The sequence below is a fragment of the Rheinheimera pleomorphica genome (assembly GCF_011634895.1).
GTDB lineage: Bacteria > Pseudomonadota > Gammaproteobacteria > Enterobacterales > Alteromonadaceae > Alishewanella > Alishewanella pleomorphica.
This window is the reverse complement of the sequence record NZ_SIRR01000025.1, coordinates 156,962-179,575: the sequence shown is the minus strand read 5'-3', so window position 1 is coordinate 179,575 and position 22,614 is coordinate 156,962. Positions and strand designations below refer to the sequence as shown.

Annotated in this window: 15 protein-coding genes and 1 pseudogene; all 16 read left to right on the top strand. The window is 51.7% G+C overall.

The annotated features are described in order from the left end of the window. The first annotated feature begins 9 nt into the window (after positions 1 to 9). The 16 genes and pseudogenes from EYB30_RS15825 (at position 10) to EYB30_RS15750 (ending at position 22,612) form a co-directional block, all read left to right on the top strand. Positions 10 to 756 carry an SH3 domain-containing protein gene (locus tag EYB30_RS15825; RefSeq protein WP_166839972.1) on the top strand — a complete coding sequence of 249 codons (747 nt, stop codon included), beginning with the start codon at positions 10 to 12 and terminating at the stop codon, positions 754 to 756. Between the two features lie 119 nt (positions 757 to 875). Further along, a complete protein-coding gene (locus EYB30_RS15820) occupies positions 876 to 1,379 on the top strand; it encodes a GNAT family N-acetyltransferase (RefSeq protein ID WP_166839970.1) in 504 nt (167 codons plus the stop codon). 202 nt (positions 1,380 to 1,581) lie between these two features. Beyond that, complete coding sequence (locus tag EYB30_RS15815) at positions 1,582 to 2,619, top strand: alpha/beta hydrolase family protein (RefSeq protein ID WP_166839968.1); 1,038 nt, start codon at positions 1,582 to 1,584, stop codon at positions 2,617 to 2,619. Then, positions 2,570 to 2,755, top strand: a complete 186-nt coding sequence (locus EYB30_RS15810; RefSeq protein WP_166839966.1) for a hypothetical protein — start codon at positions 2,570 to 2,572, stop codon at positions 2,753 to 2,755. The genes EYB30_RS15815 and EYB30_RS15810 overlap by 50 nt, the downstream gene beginning before the upstream one ends. Positions 2,756 to 2,840: 85 nt before the next feature. Continuing rightward, positions 2,841 to 2,969, top strand: a pseudogene (locus tag EYB30_RS15805) (helix-turn-helix domain-containing transcriptional regulator); the annotation flags it as partial. A 158-nt stretch (positions 2,970 to 3,127) separates the two neighbouring features. Further along, positions 3,128 to 3,463 (top strand): type II toxin-antitoxin system RelE/ParE family toxin, encoded by a 336-nt coding sequence (locus EYB30_RS15800; RefSeq protein WP_166839962.1) that lies wholly within the window; start codon positions 3,128 to 3,130, stop codon positions 3,461 to 3,463. Between the two features lies 1 nt (position 3,464). Next, positions 3,465 to 3,749 carry a NadS family protein gene (nadS, locus tag EYB30_RS15795; protein WP_166839960.1) on the top strand — a complete coding sequence of 95 codons (285 nt, stop codon included), beginning with the start codon at positions 3,465 to 3,467 and terminating at the stop codon, positions 3,747 to 3,749. A gap of 203 nt (positions 3,750 to 3,952) precedes the next feature. Continuing rightward, positions 3,953 to 4,846, top strand: coding sequence for an RES family NAD+ phosphorylase (locus tag EYB30_RS15790; protein ID WP_166839958.1), 894 nt, complete (start codon positions 3,953 to 3,955; stop codon positions 4,844 to 4,846). A 185-nt stretch (positions 4,847 to 5,031) separates the two neighbouring features. Further along, positions 5,032 to 7,311, top strand: a complete 2,280-nt coding sequence (locus EYB30_RS15785) for a YgiQ family radical SAM protein (RefSeq protein WP_166840172.1) — start codon at positions 5,032 to 5,034, stop codon at positions 7,309 to 7,311. Beyond that, positions 7,311 to 7,832 (top strand): RNA 2',3'-cyclic phosphodiesterase, encoded by a 522-nt coding sequence (gene thpR / locus EYB30_RS15780; protein WP_166839957.1) that lies wholly within the window; start codon positions 7,311 to 7,313, stop codon positions 7,830 to 7,832. The genes EYB30_RS15785 and thpR overlap by 1 nt, the downstream gene beginning before the upstream one ends. 127 nt (positions 7,833 to 7,959) lie before the next feature. Then, the gene (locus EYB30_RS15775) at positions 7,960 to 13,794 is read left to right on the top strand and encodes an alpha-2-macroglobulin family protein (protein WP_166839954.1); all 5,835 of its coding nucleotides are present in this window, start codon (positions 7,960 to 7,962) and stop codon (positions 13,792 to 13,794) included. Between the two features lie 17 nt (positions 13,795 to 13,811). Then, the gene (gene pbpC / locus EYB30_RS15770; RefSeq protein WP_241698060.1) at positions 13,812 to 16,157 is read left to right on the top strand and encodes a penicillin-binding protein 1C; all 2,346 of its coding nucleotides are present in this window, start codon (positions 13,812 to 13,814) and stop codon (positions 16,155 to 16,157) included. Between the two features lie 76 nt (positions 16,158 to 16,233). Next, entirely contained in the window at positions 16,234 to 17,379 is a 1,146-nt protein-coding gene (gene rlmC, locus EYB30_RS15765) for a 23S rRNA (uracil(747)-C(5))-methyltransferase RlmC (RefSeq protein WP_166839949.1), read from the top strand. Between the two features lie 74 nt (positions 17,380 to 17,453). Further along, a complete protein-coding gene (imuA, locus tag EYB30_RS15760) occupies positions 17,454 to 18,122 on the top strand; it encodes a translesion DNA synthesis-associated protein ImuA (protein ID WP_166839946.1) in 669 nt (222 codons plus the stop codon). Position 18,123: 1 nt separating this feature from the next. Beyond that, positions 18,124 to 19,521: a Y-family DNA polymerase gene (locus EYB30_RS15755; RefSeq protein ID WP_166839942.1), complete on the top strand. Its 1,398-nt coding sequence runs from the start codon at positions 18,124 to 18,126 to the stop codon at positions 19,519 to 19,521. Between the two features lie 10 nt (positions 19,522 to 19,531). Next, the gene (locus EYB30_RS15750) at positions 19,532 to 22,612 is read left to right on the top strand and encodes an error-prone DNA polymerase (protein ID WP_166839938.1); all 3,081 of its coding nucleotides are present in this window, start codon (positions 19,532 to 19,534) and stop codon (positions 22,610 to 22,612) included. The last annotated feature ends 2 nt before the right edge of the window (positions 22,613 to 22,614 follow it).

Sequence of the window (22,614 nt, the reverse complement as noted above, 5' to 3'; positions counted from 1 at the left end):
GCATTACAGATGAAACGGGGACAAACCACAGCAAGAGCCGGCCTGTGCCTGCGCGATGCGCCTAAAGTAGGTAATATTATTGACGCATTAAAATATGGTACACAGCTTGAGGTACTAAGCCAGGAAACCTGGTTAAAAGTAAAAACAGAAAACGGCCAAATTGGTTATGTACTGGCGGATTATGTCGAGTTGTCTGAGTTAAAAGCGGTGGCTATCGAACCGGGCAACACTGCCCAACACACGCAAATAATGACCTATCATCCTAAAACATCCCGAATTCAGGGGCAGCCGATTAGAATTGACCGCCAATTTGAACATGTTATCGAATGGCTGGAAGAGAAATTACAACAACACGACATTTCAATGTGGGTGACCAGCTCGTTAAGAGAGCCGGGCAAAGCGGTTTCCGCTGCAGTTGTTAACCCTGCTACACTGTCAAACCACTTTATCGGGCATGCAATAGACATCAATTTATTTACTGAAAATCAGTGGTTTAATTCAAGCAAGTTAAACAGGCTAAATATAAAAGATGACTCTTTGCAAACGTCTCTGACGCCATCTGATGAAGAACGGGTACGACGTTTTCTGCATGATGTGGTTTATGCATCATCAGCAAGCAAAATACAGACAACATTGCGCTGGGGGGGCAATTTTAGCCCAAGCGATCCGGTGCATATTGATGATGGGCTTAATATTTGGGATAACGCTAAGTACTACGCTAAGTTACGGCAAATCTGGCCTGAATATGTGCTCTGATGAGAGCGTGGGCTTTACAGCCTGACCAAGGTGACATCTTAAGGCAACTGAGATACTTTGATACGATACCACTTTGATAAGACAGCACTTTAATGATTATCACTTCGACGCGTCTGCAGATGACGCCCCTTACGCCAGGTGACTGGCGGTTATTTCAAACATTACACAGCACACCTGAGGTTATAGCGCAGTGTTTTGATGCACCAACAGAAACCGAGTTAAAGCAAAAATTCGACGCCCGTCTGCAGCCGTGGCACAAAAACGCTAACCACTGGCTGTGCCTGGTAATGCGCTTGTGTGACAGCGGCCAGGCTATTGGTGTTACCGGGCTTAGTATGTCGGAGGATAGGGCTGAAGTAGGGTATTTGTTGCTGCCACCGTATCACGGCCAGGGCTTTGGCACTGAATCACTACAAGCTTTAATCCATTGGGCGCTGAGTGAACAGGGCATTAGCCGTTTTCAAGCGCTGGTTACCGAGGGCAATGTTGCATCAGAGCGGGTATTAGAAAAAACGGGCTTTAAGCTGGTGGCTAAGGTGCCAGACGCCCATAGCCTTGGCGGCAAGCGCTATGCGGATCATGTTTATCACTTTGATGCGGCTTTATACTGCCAGCCTGCTTAAAACCTGAGGTTTGGCAACCAGGCTAGCCAATGTAGGGGCGCATTATTGCGCCCTTGGTTTTTGCAGCAAATAAAGCCTTGACCAGCTTTGGGTTTTCGGTAAATGTAACAGTCAGTTTTAATTTTAATAACGTATTTTCCCCTTAGTGATAAGTTGGCAGTAAAAACGAATACTGCACTTTTGCTAATATATGGAGGTAACGATGAACACTGGTTTTCTGATGTTAACGCTGGTGTTTTCAGCGGCGCTCATCTGTTTTAAAGGATACGCCGCGCCGCTTGAGTCAGCCTTACTGGACGTCAAAAGTGTAAAACACCAATATAACTGCTTTAGCGCGGAGTTTTCTTCATACGACTCCTGGCTGGATTTTCTCCGTGCTCGAAAAGAAGCGCAGTTTAAGCGGCAAGGCGTTGAGAATATTGCTAAAGCATGGGAAGACTTCGAAAGTAATTTTTCAAAGACGTTTCAGCGCACAAGTTTTGATGCGGCAAAACAGAACCTGGATTGTCGGTTTTTAACCTACGAAGTGAACGGGCAAGACATACACGGTGTTTTAATCGCTCCCAAAAAAAGCCTCAAACAAACGCAGAACATCCCAGTTATCATTTATAACCGGGGCGGCACACGCAACCTTGGCAGTTTAGTCTTTGGTCATGTGGCATACGAGTTATTCCCGATAGCACAGCAAGGCTTTGCCATCATTGCCAGTAATTATCGTAAAGACGAGCAATATGGCGCAGATAATATTGATGAAGTCACCGCATTATTTAACATCATTGAAAGTATTCCGGTACTTAAATCAGATAAAGTGGGCGTCTATGGGGTTAGTCGCGGTGGATTAACCTCCTGGCAACTTGCCAAGGCGGTTCCGGAAAAAATTGCCGCTATAGTCACAGTAAATGGTGTTACCGATAGCCGGCTGTGGGCTGGCAACAGAGCTGGCATACAACACAATATTTCTTTGATTGATGGCTATAAAGATAATCCAGATGACGTATTTAACCGCCTTTCGCCAGTTAATTGGGTAGAGCAGATACCAGCAGCACCAATATTGCTAATGCATAGCCGGGATGATGAAAAAGTTAATGTGATGCATGCAATGAAATTTTCCCAACAGCTGATTAATAACAACCGGTTTTTCAGCATGAGAATTTTTGCAGACGGTGGGCACGATCTGATAGGCCGTAAAGATGAAGCAAGAGACGAGCTTATCCAGTGGTTTTCGCGCTACGTTAAGTAGTTTATTGCTGCTATTTCTGACGGAATGGCAACAGGTTGTAGATCAGGTACTGCACTTCTTGCGCAGCGGCAGCTTTTTTGGTGACAACGCACAGCAGTTTGCCTGCCCGGCGCAGTTAAAGCCGAAGTTGAGTTGATTTAAAACTCTGACTTAGTGTTTTCGCCCTACGGTTGGCAGCGGCTAAAATTGCCTCGATAGCCGTGAAAAATTTGAGAACTTAAATGACAACAAAACTGTTTGACTATGATGTAGCAGAGCACCTGCGTACACCAGAGGAAATGGCGGCCTATCTTGAAGCCTCAATAGCTGAATGTGATGGTGATGCCAGCTTTGTCGCCAAAGCACTTGGCTTGCAATTCAGCGTCAAGCCAGCAGCTTAATCACCACGTCAAACTAACTTTAGTCACACTATCGCGCCCTATGTTTTCTGGTAAATAAGTATTTAATTGGATAATTGAACTTTAAGGTGTACCATGTACATCTTTGGTGGCTTACAAGGAGGTAAGTTTTGACATGGCATGCCATCGAGTTTATCGAAACATCGCTGTTTACCAAGCAGATTAAGCAAATTGCTACTGATGACGAGTTGAGGGTACTGCAGCAACAGCTTATTGCTCAACCGATGAAAGGCGATCTGATCACAGGTACTGGCGGGCTACGCAAGGTGCGTATGGCAACTGGCGGGCAGGGTAAAAGTGGTAGTGCCAGAGTCATCTATTTTTTGGCAACGGCAGAGATTATCTATTTACTGCTAGCTTACGCCAAGAGCGAAAAAGACAGCTTGACCGCAGCTGAAAAAGCCGAGTTAAAGCAGTTAACCAAGTTACTTAAAGGTGAGGTGTAGTATGAGTATCTTTAACGAACTAAAGGATTCTCTGACCGAAGCGGTGGAGATTAAGCAAGGCAGAAAAGAAGCAAGCCGGGTGACCCGCTACGAAGTAGCTGATGTTAAAACCCTGCGCGAAAGTTTGGCCGTTACTCAGGCGCAGTTAGCCCAAGCACTGGGTACCAGTGTTGATACCATTAAAAGCTGGGAAAGTAAGCGCCGCAACCCAACCGGCCTTGCTGCTAAAGTGTTGGCGACTATTCAGGACAACCCCGAGTTCTACCATCAACTGGCCGCGCATTAATTTGGCAGGCACAAAACCAACGTACGGGCGCATTATTGCGCCCTTAGTTTTTGCAGCAAATAAAGCCTTGACCAAGTTCAGTTTTTCGGTAAATGTAACTTAAGTTTAAGACTAGTTAGCTGTTCTGGGTATCGGCTAGATGGTTAAGGCCAATTGTGAAAATTAGATCTTCCTTTGAAGTTCCCGGTTAATCAAGGTTTTCTATGAACGACTTGCAACATCCTGACGTGCTGAAGAAGATAGTTGAGAAACTAAAGCAGGCCTCTGCTCTGGGACTATCCCGAAGTGAAGTTGGAGCGATGTTTAAACAACTCATAAGCACCTATTCTTTGCTTGGTATAACAAGGTCACATCATCAGATTTGGTATCGAGCACGCATATGTGAAAATGGAGAAATATTCAACAACGTTGATCAAATGATCTACCCTAGAAACGGTTCTCCATCATTTAATCGTGCGTCTTTCCCGAATACTAAAGTACTTTATGCTGGCTGGAATAGTCGTTTGGCACTAGAGGAAATTGGTGCAAAAGCTGGGGATTTGGTTCAACTGATAAGACTTCGAGTTAAATCTCCAATTGAGTTTCCTTGTGTAATTATTGGGGAATACCAAGCAATTTTTAATTCAGGCCGTTCAATTATTAACTCTGAAAAAATTGAATTGGCTGTTGAAGAAAGTCTAAAAATGCATCCGGCGTATGTTTTTGCGCAAGCATTCGTAGATTCTGCAATTGCTGAAATTTTTCGTTCGGATCCAATTGCAAAAGACTATTTTGTATCTGCAACGATTGCAGAAGATTTTATACTGAATAAGGTGCAGGGACTAATGTATCCGAGTGTGCGAACTGCTCATTGTGTAAATCTTGCAGTTAGAGCAGAAGATTTTGATAAGAACTTTGAAGTTCTCGACACGATGGTTGCTAAGGTTGCTGGTTATCACGGTTATGGATTGTATGCTTTAGAATCTTTAGCCCAAACATGCGAAATTTCAGCTGATGGTTCTTTCATTTGGGACTCTAAAAGAGAAATAATTTCTACACTTGGCCGCCGTCGCGATGAACAAATATCTGCCGATTTTGTTGGTTGGAGGGCTCAGTAGCTGAACACAATTTTGATGATGTTGATCACAAACCGAATTCAAGTTCACGCTTTTCGTAAAGCATGACGTAGATTCGCCTTTCCCCACTACACCTTGTATAATACGCGCCCTTGATACACTCTGGTGCTTAATTTATGTCCACTGTTGCTACTCCCGTTTCCCGCAAATCTGCCCCTGTAGCACGGATGGCGCCTGAGCGCGATTTATTCTCCTACCCGAAATACTGGGCCGAGTGCTATGGCACGGCGCCGTTTTTACCGATGTCGCGCGCCGAGATGGACAAACTGGGCTGGGACAGCTGCGATGTGATTTTGGTAGTAGGCGATGCTTACGTTGACCACCCCAGCTTTGGTATGGCGGTAGTAGGGCGCATGTTAGAAGCCCAGGGCTACCGCGTGGGGCTTATTTGCCAGCCGGATTGGCACAGCAAAGACGACTTTATGCGCCTGGGTAAGCCAAACCTGTTTTTTGGCGTCTCGGCCGGCAATATGGACTCGATGATTAACCGCTACACCGCCGATAAAAAGCTGCGCCATGATGATGCCTATACACCGGGTGATATTGGCGGCAAGCGGCCGGACCGCGCGGTTACCGTATACACCCAACGCTGTAAAGAGGCTTACAAAGAGGTGCCGGTAATTATCGGTGGCATAGAGGCCAGTTTGCGCCGTATTGCGCATTACGATTACTGGTCAGAAAAAGTGCGCCGCTCGGTTATTTTTGATGCCAAGGCCGATATCCTTATTTACGGTAACGCCGAACGCCCGTTGGTGGAAGTAGCGCACCGCATTGCTTCTGGCATACCGGTAAGCGACATTCAGGATGTACGTGGTACGGCGGTTATTCGCAAAGAGCCATTGCCGGGCTGGCGCGGGGTTGACTCTACCGCCATTGACAAGGTAGGTAAAATTGATCCCGTACCTAACCCTTACGGCGCCGATGATGTGGGTTGCAGCAGCTATTCTGAATTTGCCAAAGCCGGTATTGACCTGACAAAACCGGCGGAAGTGGAAGCCAAGCCGATACTGGTGCAGCCGCCACGGCAAAAGCCGTGGGAGCAAACCTACGTGAAGCTGCCGGCCTTTGAGCAGGTAAGCGTAAATAAGCCGCTATACGCCCATGCCTCACGCATTTTGCACCAGGAAACGAACCCGGGTTGTGCCCGCGCTATTATGCAGCGCCATGGCGACCGGCATATTTGGGTCAACCCGCCGGCCTTTCCGCTTTCTACCGAAGAGATGGATTTGGTGTTTGGCCTGCCATATCAGCGTGTGCCGCATCCCAGTTATGGCAAGGCGAAAATTCCGGCCTACGAGATGATTAAAACCTCGGTGAATATTATGCGCGGCTGCTTTGGCGGCTGTTCGTTCTGCTCTATTACCGAGCATGAAGGCCGTGTTATACAAAGCCGGTCGAAAGAATCGATTATGCAGGAGATCAAGGATATTCGCGACAAAGTACCCGGTTTTACCGGCGTGATATCCGATTTAGGCGGCCCGACGGCCAATATGTACCGTTTAAACTGCAAAAACCCGAAAGCCGAGCAAACGTGTCGGCGACCAAGCTGCGTGTACCCGACCATTTGCGAGCATATGGATACCGACCAAAGCCCGACGGTAGAGCTGTACCGCGAAGCACGTAATTTACCCGGGATTAAAAAAGTACTGGTGGCGTCCGGTGTGCGTTACGACCTGGCGGTAGAAGATCCGAATTACGTGCGCGAGCTGGTGCAGCACCATGTCGGTGGCTATTTAAAAATTGCGCCGGAGCATACCGAAAGCGGCCCTTTATCGAAAATGATGAAACCGGGCATGGGCGCTTATGACAAGTTTAAAGAAATGTTCGACCGCTTTAGTAAAGAAGCCGGTAAACAGCAGTTTTTAATTCCGTACTTTATTGCTGCCCACCCGGGCACCACCGACATGGACATGATAAACCTGGCGCTGTGGCTTAAAGAGCGTGATTTTAAACTGGATCAGGTGCAAAACTTTTACCCCAGCCCGATGGCCAATGCGACCACCATTTACCATACCGAAATGAACTCGCTGAAAAACATCAACAAGGCCAATGATGAAGTGGTGGCCGTGCCCAAGGGTGAGCGCCAGCGCCGTTTGCATAAAGCCATACTGCGTTATCATGACCCCAAAGGCTGGCCACAAATTCGCGAAGCCTTAATAAAGCTGGGTTTAAAACACTTAATTGGCCGCAGTAAAGGTTGTTTGGTGCCGGAAGAGGGTAAAGACGAGCAGTTTAAAAAGCCGCTTAAAGGCGGTAAACCGGCGCTTAGCCGTCATACCGGTTTAAACCCGGCGGCGAAAGCCATTGCCAGGCGTAGCCAGAGTGAAACGCCGGTAAAAGGCGACAAGCAGGGCAAAAAGCCGTTTAACAGCAAGGATAAGTCTGTCTCTGGCGGTGCTGGTGGTAAAGCCAATGGTACTAAACGTCCGCCACGGTCGAAAGGCTAATGCAGCGGCTGTTTTTCAGCCTTAAATTCTCCCCGGCGCAGCAACAGCAGTTGCTGCCGTACCAGCAGCAGGCGCTGAGTGTATGCCCCGGTGCCAAAGCCGTTGCTAGCGATAACCTGCATTTAACGCTGTTTTTCTTAGGCCAGGTTGATAGCGAGCAGCGCCAGCGTTTAATTAACTACGCTGCGCAAATAAATACACCGGCGTTTCAGTTGCAGCTGGATCATCTTGGCTGTTTTGCCAAACCGAAAATTGTCTATCTGGCGCCATCACAAATCCCTGATGCCCTGTTGCAATTACAACAGCAGGTGGCGCAGTGTTGTAAAGCCGAGGGTTTTAACGATATTCATGATAAATACCGGCCGCACATTACCCTGGCACGGCATGCCGCGTGTGATGCGGCATTGCAGCAGCCGGTGGCACCGTTAACGCTGCAGGTTAGTGAGTTTGCGCTTTATCAGTCAGCACAGTTTGACGGCCGCTTGCAGTATTTGCCGCTTTATAACTTTATGCTGATATAACAACTCTTTAGCCGTAGGGGATTAAGAGTTTAAATACAAACTGCTATAGTTCATCAGTGATTAATTTTCGCCGCTTATACTCGGCCAACACACCCGAACAACGCTACCCCAATAACAAGGATTGGTTATGCCTGCCTCTGCGTCATTTCTCAGTAAAATTTTCGGCTCGGTAAACTGGACCGCACCGCTGTGGTTACAGCGGCTGCAACACTATGCCAGGCAGCGTCCGGCCGGTTTTTGGGGCAGTATAGCGCTGCTGCTGTTGCTTAGCGGCGCGGCAGTGGCTGGCTATTATTACTATCAACAATTACCTAAGCCGCTGAAAGTAAAAGCCACAATACACAGTCCGGACGTCGGGCATTATCAGGATGATGTCGAGCAGCCCACGCCGCTGCGGCTGCAGTTTAGCTATGATATCAGCGACCAGGCCGGGCGCATTGCGCCGCTGCCGCAGCTTTCGGCAGCGCGGCTGGATTTAATCGGCGAGGTATTAAGTGAAGGTGTAAGTATCAGCCCCGCCATTGCCGGTAAATGGTTGTGGCAGGATGACAATACCCTGACGTTTACACCGGAGCAGGCCTGGCCTGCGGCAACAGCGTATCAGCTGACACTGGACAAACGCATTTTTGCCGCCGGTACCTTGCTGGCAAAACAACAATATCGTTTTGACACTGCGCCGCTAACGGCGGCCATTAACCGGCTGCGCTTTTATCAGCACCCCACTGAGCAAACTACGCGGCAAATAGTGGCTACGTTAAATTTCAGCCATCCGGTAGCTATCGACAGCCTGAAAAAGCAGCTGGCGATGACGATGCGGCCCGACGGCGGCGATGTGCGCAGCAAAGGTAATGCGCTGGAGTATACGCTAAGCACAGATAAAACCGGCCGTGAGGTGTATGTGCAGTCGGCAGCGCTTAGCTTGCCTGAGCGCGAGCAATATTTAACCTTGCTGCTAAAAGCCGGCGTACAGGCACAAACCGGTAATGGTAAAACCACACAAGACAGCTCACAGCAGCTGTTGGTGCCGGATAAAAGCAGCTTTTTAAAAGTAGAAGAGCTGCGCACTGATATTGTCCGCGGCGCTGGACAACAGCTTGACCAAGAGCCGGAGCAAATGCTGCTGCTGAGTTTTACCGATCGTATCGACCGTGCCGAGCTGAAAAATAAGCTGAAGCTGTATGTCTTACCCAAACACCCGCAGCGCAATTCGCACTATTGGGCGACCGGCGAGGTAAACAGCAGCGTATTGCAGCAAGCCAATTTACTCAGTTTTGAGCTGATGCCCACCGCAGAGCAGCATGACAGTGCCTTTAGCATTAAGCTGGATTTGCCGCCAGGGCAAAGCCTGTTTGTCAGTGTGCCCAAAGGGCTGCAGTCGGCCAGTGATTTTACTTTGGCTAATGAGTACCGTGCGGTGGTGCAGGCGCCGGAATACCCGGTAGAGGCGCGGATAGTCGGTGAAGGCGCCATGTTAACCCTAAGTGGCGAGCAAACCGTGCAGCTGCTTAGCCGCGGGGTAAAAGGGGTACGGGTAAAACTGCATAAATTGCTGCCACAGCAGCTAAACCACTTTATCAGCCAAACCGGCGGCGATATCAGCCAACCGTACTTTTTTAACTATAACTTTGATGAAAGCAATATCGGCAGCCGGCATGAAAAAACCTTTACCCTGGCCAACAGCCATGCCAAACAGGCCAATTACCTGGCACTGGAGCTGAAGCCCTACCTGGCTCAAGCCGGCATGGGGGTATTTTTTATTCAGCTATCCGAATTTGATCCCGCACGGCCAAAACGCGAAGGCCGCGAGCTGGATAAGCGTGTAATACTGGTAACCGATTTGGGCTTGCTGGTAAAACATAATGCCGACACCTCACAGCAGGTGTTTGTGATGTCGGTAGCCGATGGCAAACCGGTTGCCGGGGTAAAGGTAGAATTACTCGGTAAAAACGGCGTGGCGGTGCAAAGCGGCACTACCGATGCACAGGGCAGTGTTAAGCTGCCTAAAACCAATGGCCTGGTGCGTGAGCGCCAGCCGGTGGTGTATCTGGTTAGCCGCAGCCGTGACGGTGTGACAGACAGCAGCTTTATTCCGTACGACAGGTACAGCCGCCAGTTAGATTACTCCAAATTTAATACCAGTGGCCGTTATCAGGATGAGCAAAGCAGCAAGGCATTAAGTGCCTATATGTTCAGTGACCGCGGTATTTACCGCCCGGGCGAGCAGGTGCAACTGGCGGCTATTATCCGCCATAACGATTTATCGTTGGCAGAGCAAAAACTGCCGCTGAAAATTCAGGTGCAGGGGCCGCGCGGCAGTATCTTTTGGCAACAAAACTTCCGTTTAACCGGTCTGGGTATGCACAGTTTCAGCCTGGATACTCAAGCGCACAGCGATACCGGTAATTACCATGCCAATATCAGCCTGCTGGACAGCAAAGGCAATACCGCGCGGCATTTGGGCTCGGTCAGCTTTGCAGTGGAAGAATTTCAGCCCGACACATTAAAAATAACCAGCCGTTTTAACCAACAGGGCGCAGGCTGGTTATCGCCACAGGATTTAGTGGCGCAGGTACAATTGGATAACTTATTCGGTACCCCGGCACAGCAGCGCCGCGTAACCGCTAAATTTGAGCTTATCCCTGCGGCGTTCAGCTTTAACGAATATAAAGACTACCGCTTTATCGCACCAAAAGACGGCCAACTTAACCGTAGCAGCGTGCGGCAAAACCTGGATGAGCAACAAACCGATGCCGACGGTAAAGCCAACTTTAACCTGCCGTTGGCACAATACAGCGGCGGCACTTACCGCTTAGTACTGACCACCGAAGGCTTTGACGGCGGTGGTGGGAAAAGCGTGCAAAGTATGCACAGTGCGCTGTTATCACCGCTAAATGCATTGGTGGGGGTAAAAAGCGATGGTGAGCTGGGTTATCTGAAAAAACAACAAAGCCGCAGCCTGGAGTTTATTGCTGTTAACCGCAGCTTAGTGCAGATAGCGCTGGATGAGTTAACGCTGAAATTGGTAGAAAAGCGGCCGTTATCGAGCCTGGTAAAACAAAATGACGGCACTTATCAGTACCAGAGCATAGTGCAGGATATTGTGGTCAGTGAAGCGCCGTTCAGTATTGCCGCTGGCGGTACGGCGTATCAGGTACCAACCGCTGAAGCCGGTGATTTTGAGCTGCAACTGCTGCAGGGCGAACAACTGCTGGGCAGTGTGGCGTTTAGCGTAATAGGCGCCGGTAATATCAGCGCCATGCTGGAAAAAAATGCATCCCTTAGCGTGCGGTTGGATAAAGCCGATTATAAAGCCGGTGAGCGTATCGAGCTGAATATTACTGCACCTTATACCGGCAGTGGTTTAATCAGCATTGAAACCGACAAAGTGCATGCCTTCAGTTGGTTTACTGCCGACACCACCAGCAGTATTCAGCATATAGTGCTGCCGGACGGTATTGAGGGTAACGCCTATATTAATGTCAGTTTTGTCCGTGGCAGCGAGTCTGATGCGCTGTTTGTCAGCCCGCTAAGCTATGCGGTGGTGCCGTTTAATATTGACCGCAGCAAGCGTGAGCTGGCCATCAGTCTGGTGGCGCCGCAGGAAGTACGGCCGGGCAAAGCCTTTACCCTGGGGTATAAAACCGACCAGCCGGCCGATTTGTTGCTGTACGGGGTCGATGAGGGCATTTTACAGGTGGCCGGTTATCAGTTGCCGGACCCGTTATCGCACTACCTGCAAAAGCGCGCGCTGCAGGTGCGCAGCTTACAAATGCTGGATCTTATTCTGCCGGAATTCAGTGCACTTAAGCGCCAGTTAGCCGGGGTAGGCGGTGACAGCGAGCGCCGCGCCATGGCCGCGATGATGTTAGACAGTAATCTCAATCCTTTTGCCCGTCGCGCCGAACAGCCGGGGGTATTTTGGTTAGGCGTGGTAAAAGCCTCAAGTGAATTGGCGACGCAGCAGGTTACCGTGCCGGCCAGCTTTAGCGGCAATTTAAAACTGATGGCGGTTGCGGTAAGTGCAGAAGCCTTATCGGCGGTCAGCCGTGATTTACGCGTGCGCGGCCCCTTTGTGTTAACGCCGGATGTCCTTACCAGTGCGGCGCCCGGCGATGAGTTTGATATCAGTGTGTCGGTAGCCAATGGCGTAAAAGGCTCGGGTAAAGATGCTGCCGTGACGGTAACATTAACCTTGCCTGACAGCCTCAGCGCAACAGGTGCGACTGAGCAGCGGCTTAATATCAGCGAAAACAGCGAACAAAGTGCCCGCTTCCGGGTAAAAGCCGGCGATGTACCCGGCGAAGCCAGCCTGAGCTTCAGTGCCCGTTATCAGCAGGGCGACCTGGTGGAAGAAGCCAGCCGCAGTATCAGCCTGAGCATTCGTCCTGCCAGCCATTATCACACCAGCCTGCAGGCCGGTTACGCCGACAAGGGCCCGGTGACGCTTGATACCCGTTATCCGCTGTATACCGAATTTGCCCAGCAGCATGTTATTGCCTCGGCCAACCCGTTGCTGCTGGCAGAGAGCTTTACCGATTACCTGGCGCAATACCCGCACGGCTGTACCGAGCAGGTGGTGTCGCAGGTATTTCCCTGGATTGGTTTAGTGCAACAAAGTAGCTATCAGGCGCAGTGGCCGATGTTGAACGAGAAATTTGCCGTGTTAATCCAGAAGCTGGCAGAGCGCCAGCAAAGCGACGGTGGCTTTAGTTTTTGGCCGGGCGGTTACAGCAGTGCCGATTTCCCCAGTATTTATGTTATGCACTTCCTGTTGGCGGCACGCGAGCAGGGCCTGGCGGTGCCGGACTATATTTACAGCCAGGGGCTGGAATATCTGCGTAACGTAGCGCGGCAAAGTGGTGGTAATTTATACCAGGCGCGCTTGCGTGCTAATGCTATTTACCTGTTAACCCGCAGTGGTGAGGTAACGACCAACTATTTGGTTGAGTTACACGAGCGGCTGGAAAAACAACATAAACACGCCTGGCAGGGCGATATTGCCGCCATTTATATCGCCGCCAGTTATCAGTTGCTGCAAAAGCCGGAGCTGGCACGCGGGTTATTATCCGGTTATCGCCTGGGTAAAACCTCAGCGCTGCAAAGCGGCTACCTTGCGCGCATTGCCACGCCATTACCGCCTTTTGCTAACCCGGCGTTTCAGTCACAGCTGAGCCTGGATGCGCAATATGTGTATCTACTGTCCAGCCATTTTGCTGAGCAGGCCAAAGCGCTGAATGGTAAAGATATTCTTAACCTGTTACAGCCGGTGTTTAAAGGGCAGTACAACACTATTGCCTCGGCTTATACCGTACTGGCGCTGTCGGCCTATGGCCAACTGCAAACTGACGCTATCACCACGCCACCCGCGTTTTATCAGTTAGATGGCAAAGGTGCGCGTACGGCACTAACCCCGGCCGATAACGCCGGCGCTATACCACGCGCGGCTTTTAATACAGCGGCAGAGCAAATACTGATAGAGAGCCAACAGCAGCTGTTTTATGCGTTAAGCGAAGCCGGTTTTGCTAAAACGCCGCCGGCCAAAGCCACGGCACAGCAGTTGGAAGTGGTGCGCGATTACCTGGATGCCGAAGGCAAAGTGGTTACTGCGGCAAAACAGGGACAAGAGCTTACCGTGCGCCTGCGCCTGCGCAGTTTAACCGATAGCTGGCACAGCAATGTGGCGGTAGTGGATTTACTGCCGGCCGGTTTTGCGGTGGTGCGCAGCTCGGTGCCACGTCAAAGCGGGATTTGGCGTGCCGACTATGTCGATATCCGCGAAGACAGAGTGGTTTATTACGCCGGCTTCGGCCCGCAAATGACCGAGTTGCGTTATCAGGTAAAAGTGACCGCAGCCGGCGACTTTGTGTTGCCAACCGTATCGGCGCAGTCGATGTATGATTTGTCTGTATATGCTAATACGGCGGCGGGGCGCTTTGTTGTAACTGCCGCCGGCACGCATTAACACGGACGGTGCAGGCAGTGCGCATTAAAAAAGCCCTGTGCTGGCTGGTGTTGCCGCCGGGCATTATGTTACTGGCGGTGCTGCTTTTGCTGTGGCTGTCGGCAAAACCGCCGCTGTATGCGCACTATCAGCAAAGCAGTGCTTACTTTGCCGCAGACGGTAAGCTGTTAAGCCTGCGACTGGCACCAGATCAGCGCTACCGGCTGCGGGTGCCGCTGGCCGATATTGCTCCGGCACTGCAACAGGCCACGTTGTTATATGAAGATCGGCAGTTTTATCGCCATGTTGGCGTGGATATCAGCGCTGTTGGCCGCGCTTTCTGGCAAGGCGTAGTCAAAGGCGGCCGGCGCCAGGGCGCATCCACGTTAACTATGCAACTGGCACGGTTGCGTTTCGGGCTTAATACCGCCAGCGTTAGCGGTAAGTTACAGCAGCTAGCGTATGCGCTGTATCTGGAGCGGCATTTTAGTAAAGAACAGATCCTCGAAGCCTATTTTAACTATGCACCTTACGGCGGCAATATTGAAGGCGTCGCCGCCGCCAGCCTGATTTACTTTGGCAAAGAAGCGCAGCGCTTAACACTGGCCGAAGCCTTAGCACTGAGCGTTATTCCGCAAAACCCTAACCAACGCAGCCCGTTAAGCACGCAAGGCGCACAGCAACTGGAGCTGGCCCGCCAGCGTTTAACTGCGCTGTGGTTAGCAGAGTATTCACCGACAGCGCCGGGTTCTTCACAACCGGAGCTGGCACAGCGGTTAAGCTTGCCGCTGAACTATTATCAGCGCACCGATTTAGCCTACACGGCTCCGCATTTTATTAATCAGTTACAAGCACAGGGGCACAGTGGCGGCCGTTTTTACACCAGCCTGCAATACGGTTTGCAGCAGCAGATGCAACAAGGTGTGACAGCCTATTTGCGCCGTAATGCCGATAAAGGTTTCAGCAATGCCAGTGTATTGCTGTTAAAACGCAGCACTATGCAGGTGCAGGCCTGGATTGGTTCGGCCGATTTTTATAATGCCGCCATTGCCGGCCAGGTCGATGGTGTAACGGCACTGCGATCGCCGGGCTCAGCGCTAAAGCCGTTTGTTTATGCGCTTGCGCTGCAGCAAGGCCTTATTCATCCGCAAAGCCTGTTAACGGATTTGCCGCGGCGCTATGGCAGCTTTAACCCGGAAAATTTTGACCGCCAGTTTGCCGGGCCGATAAGTGCCACTGAAGCCTTGATTAACAGCCGCAATGTGCCGGCGGTACAACTGCAGGCCGGCTTAAACAAGCCGGATTTTTACCACTGGTTAAAGCAGGCGCAGGTGCCGCTGCCACAAAATGCCGAACATTACGGCCTGGCACTGGTGCTGGGCGGCATGGAAATCAGCATGCAGCAGCTGGTACAGTTATATGCGATGTTGGGCAACGGCGGTAACTGGCAGGCTTTGCAGTGGCAGGCTGAAACTGGCGCCACGCCTGCAACAAGGCAAACATTATTAACGCCGGAAGCGGCATTTTTAACATTGGATATGCTGCGCCAACATGCTAAACCACAGGCCGGTTTACTGGGCGAGCTAACCGACAGCGCGCCGGTGGCATGGAAAACCGGCACTTCTTATGCGTTTCGCGATGCCTGGTCTGTCGCACTTAGCGGCGACTATGTGCTGGCGGTATGGTTGGGTAATTTTGACGGCAGCAGCAACCCTAATCTGGTAGGGCTAACTGCAGCCGGGCCCTTGTTATTTGAGCTGTTAGCCCTGTTACCGCGTGATAAAGCCGCAGAGCAGCGTTTATTCAGCGCCGCTGATAAGCTGAACCTGAAGCAGGTGGCGCTGTGTAGCCGCAGTGGCGAATTACCGAATAAATACTGCCCGCAAACCCGGCCCGGTTGGTTTATTCCCGGCGTATCGCCGATTAGAGTGTCTGATGTGCATCGTGCGGTGCCGGTATATCGCGCCACCGGGCTACGCGCCTGTAGTCATCAGCCGCCGCAAACAGAGCTTAAGGTATTTGAGTTTTGGCCATCGGATATTGCCCGCGCTTATCAGCTGTCCGGTCTTGTATTAACGCCGCCGCCGCAATATCAGCATGCCTGCAGTGGCACGGTGTTGGCTGCACAACAAGCGCCGCAAATTCGCTCGCCACAGCACAACCTGACTTACCAGCTGGGCAAAAATGCTCAGCAACAAAAAATTGCCCTGCAAGCCAGCTTTGACGGCGCGGTAACCCGGGCACACTGGTTTATTGACAGTCGTTACCTCGGTGCGGTGGCGCCGGGTGAAACCTTATTCTGGCAGGGCGAAGCAGGGGAGTTTCAGCTAAGGGTGGTGGATGATTTTGGCGGTGTGGCGACTCAGCAGCTGCGGATAGAATAATTGAACAGTGCAGAGCCGCTTTGCCTGCGTTAAACTAGCGCCGATGTTAAGCTGATTCTCTATCTGGCGGGATCTTATGTACTGCGCCCACTTTGCCGCTAAACGCTGTCAGTCGTGTCACTGGCTGGATAAACCTTACGCTGAACAATTGGCACTAAAGCAGCAACAGTTGCTCGGCTTGTTAGCGCCTAAGCCTGAGGTTGAAGTTAACAATCCGCTGGCAAGTGCCGAGCAGGGTTTTCGCTATAAAGCCAAAATGGTGGCACTGGGCACGGTAGATAAGCCGTTGCTGGGCATCGTCAATGCCCAGGGGGATGCGGTAGATTTAGCCGACTGCCCGTTGTATCCAGCCGCTTTTGCGCCGGCTTTTGCGCTGTGTAAAGCCTTTATTCAGCGCGCTAAGCTAACACCATACGATATTGCCAGCCGGCGTGGCGAATTAAAATACCTGCTGCTAAGCCAAAGCTATCACAGCGGCCGTTTTATGCTGCGTTTGGTGCTGCGGTCGAAAAATTGTCTGGCGTCTATTACTAAGCATTTACCCTGGTTGTTACAGCAATGGCCAGAGCTGGAAGTGTGCTCGGTAAACCTGCAGCCATTACCTGCCGCCTTGCTGGAAGGCACAGAAGAAATTGTACTGACGCAGCAAAGCTTACTGGCTGAGCGGTTAAACCAGATCCCGCTGTATTTAACGCCACAAAGCTTTTTTCAGACGCAGCCGCTGATGGCGGCAAAATTGTACCAGACCGCTGCCGATTGGGCAGCCCAGCTGCAACAGCAACATGGCGACTTTAAGCAGATCTGGGATCTGTTTTGTGGTGTCGGCGGTTTTGGCCTGCATCTGGTTAATGCTTCACAGCAACTGATCGGTATTGAAATCGCCCCGGCGGCGATTGCCAGTGCCCGGCGCTCGGCTAACGATTTGGGGTTAAGCCAGGTGCAGTTTCAGGCGCTGGACTCGGCCACCTTTACGCAGGCATCAAACCAGGCACCGGATTTGCTGGTGGTGAACCCACCCCGGCGTGGCTTAACCAAAGCGCTGTGCCGGGATATTGCCCGGCTGGCACCGCAGTGGCTATTGTATTCCAGCTGTAATGCGCAAACTCTGGCGCAGGATTTATCCCAGCTGACAGATTATAACTTACTGAAAGTACAGTTATTCGATATGTTTGCTCATAGCAGCCATTATGAAGTGCTGACGCTGTTGCGGCGCAATACCTGACAGCAGAGTTGCATCCTGTCTGTTGCTGTATATACTGTATAAAATAACAGTATTAGTGGCAGAAAGGGGGCATTATGTCAGCGTTATTAGAGCAACTGGCACGGCGGCAACTGATATGGCAGGGCAATAACCAGCAGGCAGCTTATCAGGCGGTGTCGTCCGGTTTTGCTGAGCTGGATCAGAAATTGGCCGGTGGTTTTCCGGCAACCGGCCTGATTGATATTCAAACCGAATACGCCATTGGTGAACTACGGTTGTTGTTGCCGTATTTAGTGCAGCAGCAAAGCCAGGGCCGCTTATTGGTGCTGATCGCACCGCCGGCACAGCCTTGTGCCGATATGTTCAGTAGCGCTGGTATCAACCTGGCGCAGCTACTGATTATTAACCCGAAAAACAACAAAGAAGCGCTCTGGGCGACAGAGCAATGCTTGCAAAGTGGTTGCTGTGCTTCGGTATTGCTGTGGCAGCTAGCCATGACGCTGGCGCAGGCGCGGCGTTTGCAATTGGCGGCAGAGCAGGGCGCGGCCAGTTTGCTGCTGTTGCGCCGGCAGCAGGCCGGCCTGAGCCTGCCGGTGAATTTAAGCATGAAACTGCAGCCTCATCAGGAGGGGGTGCAGTTGAGTGTCACCAAGCGCAAAGGTGGCTGGGCAACGGCGCCCTTTGTGGTAAATATGCAAAGCCGCTGGCCGCAGTTATGCTTAAGTCATGTGATTTCAGCGCCAGACAGGCGCCGGGCCGGCTAGTATGGCCTTATATCTGTATTTACAGTTTCCGGCTTTATTGCCTGACAGCTTAAGTCGCCATGAAACCAGGCTGCCACTGGCTGTTGTAAACGAGCTGCATCGTATTGTGCAGCTTAATATCGCGGCAGAGCAAGCCGGGGTAGAGCTGAATATGGCATTGGGCAGTGCGGCAGCGCTGTGCCATAACCTGCAGCTGATACCCTATCAAGCAGAGCGACAGCAGGATATTTTGCACAGCCTGGCCCAGCAGTTGTATCAGGTAACGGCCGATATCGCACTGGACCCGCCGGATGGTCTGTATTTACGTCTGTGTAATATGCTTAGCCTGCATCAGGGGTTAAGTGGCTACTGGCAGGTGCTTAAGCAGCAGCTGGATGTGTTGCCGTATCGTTATTACTACGCCTGCGGCACGACTGCGCTGGCTGCACAGTGTCTGGCGCGGCAGCAATTAAACTTAGTAACGGCTGATCCGGCGGTGCTTAGCGGCGCCCTTAAACGCAGCCCCTTGCGTTTTACTGAGCTAAGTTGCGAGATTCAGCAACAATTACAGCGCCTGGGTATTACTCAGCTGGGGCAGTTGTTAGCCTTATCGCAGGCCGAATTGGCGCGGCGCTTTGATGCCAGCCTGCTCAGTTACCTTGGCCGGCTGCGTGGCGACTTTTATCATGCCTTGCAGTACATCCAAAGTGCGCCCGGTTTTAGCCGCTATGTTGAGTTGTTGTACGACATCAGCAATACCGCTGTGCTGGCAACACCGCTAAAACAACTGCTAGAGCAGCTGGAACACCAGTTACAGCAGATGAACGCGTTATGTTATCAATTGCAGCTGACATTATTCTTTCGTGGTAAGACGCCACAGCAGGGCGTCAGTGTCTGCTCGGCCCAGGGCGAGTATCGAGCGGCTAACTGGTTAACCTTATGTCAGTTGCAGTTACAACGTCTGCAGCTGGCGGAGCCGGTCGCCGGGCTGAAACTGGACGTTACCCGCTTTAGCCCACAGCAAGCGCAAACTGGCGGTTTGTTTCAGCCGGTGACAGCGGCGTTATCAGCTTTGCAATTGGTGTCGGTATTGCAAGCCCGTTTGGGTAAACAGGCTGTCAGTGGCCTGATGTTGCAAAATCAGCACTTGCCTGAACAGGCCAGTAGCCAGCCTTTACCTTTGTTACACGGCAGGCCCGGTATTAAAGCTTTAGCGCTACGGCCGGCGTTTTTGCTGCCGACAGCCCGGCCATTAACTGAAGCTGTGGAGATCAGCTGCGGCCCGGAGCGGCTTTGTCCCGACGGTTGGGCACTGCAGCAGCAGCGTGATTACTTTATTGGCCGTAACAGCAAAGGCCAGTGGTTATGGTTGTATCGCACGGTGCAGCAAGGCTGGTTTGTGCATGGCCTGTTCAGTTAAGGCTTAAGCGATGGCCTACGCGGAATTGTTTTCTCAGAGTTATTTTAGCTTTTTGCAGGGCGCATCCAGTCCGGAAGAGTTGATACAGCAAGCCGCCGAACTGGGTTATGATGCGCTGGCACTGACTGATGAATGTTCAGTGGCCGGCATAGTGCGGGCTTACCGGCAAATTAACGAACACCAGCTTAATATAAAGTTGATAGTGGGCAGCTATTTTCAGCTGGATAACTTGCAACTGGTGCTGCTGTGCCCGGATAAAGCCGCCTATGCCGAATTGTGCCGCATTATTACTAACGCCCGGCGCCGTAGCAGCAAAGGCCAGTATCAGCTTACCGAGTGGGACCTGATGTCTGTGAACCATTGTTTGTTGTTGTGGCTGCCCAGTGGCGATAGCGACAGCGATGCGCACTGGGCCAGCTGGCTGCAAAAATATCACAGCCGCCGCTTATGGCTGGCCATGCGCCGTGAGCTTAATCATAACGAGGCAGCCTTGCAGGCTTATTGTCTGCAGTTGGCGCAGCAATATCAGTTAACACCGGTAGCCTGTGGTGCTGTGCTGATGCATAGTCCGCAGCGGCTGGCGTTGCAGCATTGTGTCAGCGCCATTAAAGCGGGCGTGCCGATAGCACAAATGGGCCGGCAGCTGCTGAGCAATGCAGAACGAGCACTGAGGCCTTTGGCTAAACTGGCCAGACTGTTTCAACCCGCCTGGCTGGAGCAAAGTTGTAGCATTGCCAGGGGCTGCAGTTTTTCGCTGGATGAACTGAAATACCAGTATCCCAGCGAGCTGGTACCTGACGGCGAAACGGCGGCCAGCTATCTGGCCAGGTTGGTTGCTGAGGGCGCTAAACTGCGCTTTGCCACCGGTGTGCCCGCTAAAGTGCAGGCGCTGATTGATAAAGAAATGGCGTTGATTAGCGAGCTGAAGTACGAATATTTTTTTCTGACTATTTACGATCTGGTGCAGTTTGCCCAACGCCGCGGCATTTTGTATCAGGGCCGCGGATCGGCGGCCAATTCAGTGGTGTGTTATTGCCTGCAGATCACCGCTGTTGACCCGGAAAAAGTACAGCTGCTGTTTGAACGGTTTTTATCGCGTGAGCGCAAAGAGCCACCGGATATTGATGTCGATTTTGAACACGAGCGGCGCGAAGAAGTTATTCAGTATCTGTATCAAAAATACGGCCGGGAGCGCGCCGCACTGGCGGCGACAGTAATTAGCTATCGCTTTAAAAGCGCTTTTCGTGATGTGGGTAAAGCACTGGGCTTGCCGCTAAGCCAGCTGGATTTTATGTTAAAAAACATTCAGCGGCGTGACCCGGCGTTAAGCTGGCAGCAGCAGTTACAAGCGCTGGGGCTGGCCGCTGAAAGTAAGACGACGCAGCAGCTTATTAGCCTGGTTGAGCAGCTGCGCGGTTTTCCCCGGCATTTGTCGCAGCATGTCGGCGGCTTTGTCATCTCCAGCGGCCCTTTATATGAGCTGGTACCGGTAGAAAACGCTGCCATGGCCGACAGAACCGTGATCCAATGGGATAAGGATGATTTAGAAACCCTGGCGCTGCTAAAGGTGGATGTGCTGGCGCTGGGTATGTTGACGGCGATTCGCAAATGCTTTGCCTTGTTAAAACAACAACATCAACTTGAGCTGAGTATTGCCGGTATCTGTGCGCAGGGCGACGATGCTGCGGTATATCAGATGATACAAAAGGCCGATACCATAGGCGTATTTCAAATAGAGTCACGGGCACAAATGAGTATGCTGCCCAGGCTAAAGCCAAATAATTATTACGATTTGGTGGTGCAAATTGCCATAGTGCGGCCGGGGCCTATTCAGGGTGATATGGTACACCCTTATTTAAAACGGCGGGATGGTTTGGAAGCGGTAGCGTATCCGTCTGAAGCGGTAAAAGGCGTGCTGGGCCGCACCTTAGGGGTGCCTATATTTCAGGAGCAGGTGATAGCGCTGGCGATGGTGGCTGCCGGTTTTAGTGGTGGCGAGGCGGATCAGCTGCGCCGGGCCATGGCCAGCTGGAAGAAAACCGGTGAGTTATTGCAGTTTAAACACAAGCTGATTGATGGTATGCAAAGCCGCGGCTATGCGCAGGCGTTTGCCGAACGCATTTATCAGCAAATATGTGGCTTTGGCGAATACGGCTTTCCTGAGTCGCATTCGGCCAGTTTTGCCGTACTGGCGTATGTATCGGCTTATCTGAAGCATTATTATCCGGCCGCTTTTTGTACCGCGTTATTAAATAGCCAGCCAATGGGCTTTTATACACCATCGCAGTTGCTGCAGGATGCCAGGCGCCACGGGGTGACGGTATTACCGGTTTGTGTTAACCAGTCCGAATGGGATTACAGCCTGGCGCAGCAGGGCCAGGCGATACGGCTGGGTTTACGCCAGATAAAAGGTTTAAGCCGTGCCGGGGCTGAATTGTTGTTGCAACTGCGACCGGTGCAGGGCTATGCCGATATACAGCAGCTGAGGCAAAGTGGCCTTAACCATCGTGATTTACAGGCACTGGCCAGCGCCAATGCGCTTAGTGCTATCAGTGGCGATCGCTATAACAGCCGCTGGCAATTGCTGGACAGCCAGCATAGCCTGCCGCTGTTTGCTGCCGCGCCAGAATCGGAGGTGGCCGAAAAAGCCGCAGCATATTTAGCGGCACCGGATGAACTGGCGAATATCGTGGAGGATTATGCCGCCACCGGCCTTAGCCTGACGCAACATCCGCTGGCACTGCTGCGCCGGGCCAATAAGTTGCCACGCAGCGTGCCAGTGGCGGCTCTGGCGCAAGTACGGCATAGAAGCCCGGTGCGGGTGTCCGGCCTGGTGACACTGCGCCAGCGCCCCGGTACGGCTGCCGGCGTCACCTTTATGTCGTTGGAAGATGAAACCGGCACGGCTAATGTGGTGGTGTGGCTGGCCACGGCACAGGCACAGCAAAAACCGTTTTTAACCGCACAGATTTTACAGGTAGACGGTATTTTAGAGCGCGAAGGCGAGGTAAGCCATATTATCGCCGGTAAGCTGGTTGACTTATCGCCACTTTTGGCTGAACTTAGTTTGTCATCCCGCAATTTTCACTAACC

Excerpts from the sequence above, each read along its gene's own strand:
- thpR (WP_166839957.1), top strand. The coding sequence starts at position 7,311 with ATGCAGCGGCTGTTTTTCAGCCTTAAATTCTCCCCGGCGCAGCAACAG.
- EYB30_RS15775 (WP_166839954.1), top strand. The coding sequence starts at position 7,960 with ATGCCTGCCTCTGCGTCATTTCTCAGTAAAATTTTCGGCTCGGTAAAC.
- EYB30_RS15790 (WP_166839958.1), top strand. The coding sequence starts at position 3,953 with ATGAACGACTTGCAACATCCTGACGTGCTGAAGAAGATAGTTGAGAAA.
- EYB30_RS15820 (WP_166839970.1), top strand. The coding sequence starts at position 876 with ATGACGCCCCTTACGCCAGGTGACTGGCGGTTATTTCAAACATTACAC.
- imuA (WP_166839946.1), top strand. The coding sequence starts at position 17,454 with ATGTCAGCGTTATTAGAGCAACTGGCACGGCGGCAACTGATATGGCAG.
- EYB30_RS15755 (WP_166839942.1), top strand. The coding sequence starts at position 18,124 with ATGGCCTTATATCTGTATTTACAGTTTCCGGCTTTATTGCCTGACAGC.
- EYB30_RS15825 (WP_166839972.1), top strand. The coding sequence starts at position 10 with ATGAAACGGGGACAAACCACAGCAAGAGCCGGCCTGTGCCTGCGCGAT.
- rlmC (WP_166839949.1), top strand. The coding sequence starts at position 16,234 with ATGTACTGCGCCCACTTTGCCGCTAAACGCTGTCAGTCGTGTCACTGG.
- EYB30_RS15750 (WP_166839938.1), top strand. The coding sequence starts at position 19,532 with ATGGCCTACGCGGAATTGTTTTCTCAGAGTTATTTTAGCTTTTTGCAG.
- EYB30_RS15815 (WP_166839968.1), top strand. The coding sequence starts at position 1,582 with ATGAACACTGGTTTTCTGATGTTAACGCTGGTGTTTTCAGCGGCGCTC.
- nadS (WP_166839960.1), top strand. The coding sequence starts at position 3,465 with ATGAGTATCTTTAACGAACTAAAGGATTCTCTGACCGAAGCGGTGGAG.
- EYB30_RS15785 (WP_166840172.1), top strand. The coding sequence starts at position 5,032 with ATGGCGCCTGAGCGCGATTTATTCTCCTACCCGAAATACTGGGCCGAG.
- EYB30_RS15810 (WP_166839966.1), top strand. The coding sequence starts at position 2,570 with ATGAAGCAAGAGACGAGCTTATCCAGTGGTTTTCGCGCTACGTTAAGT.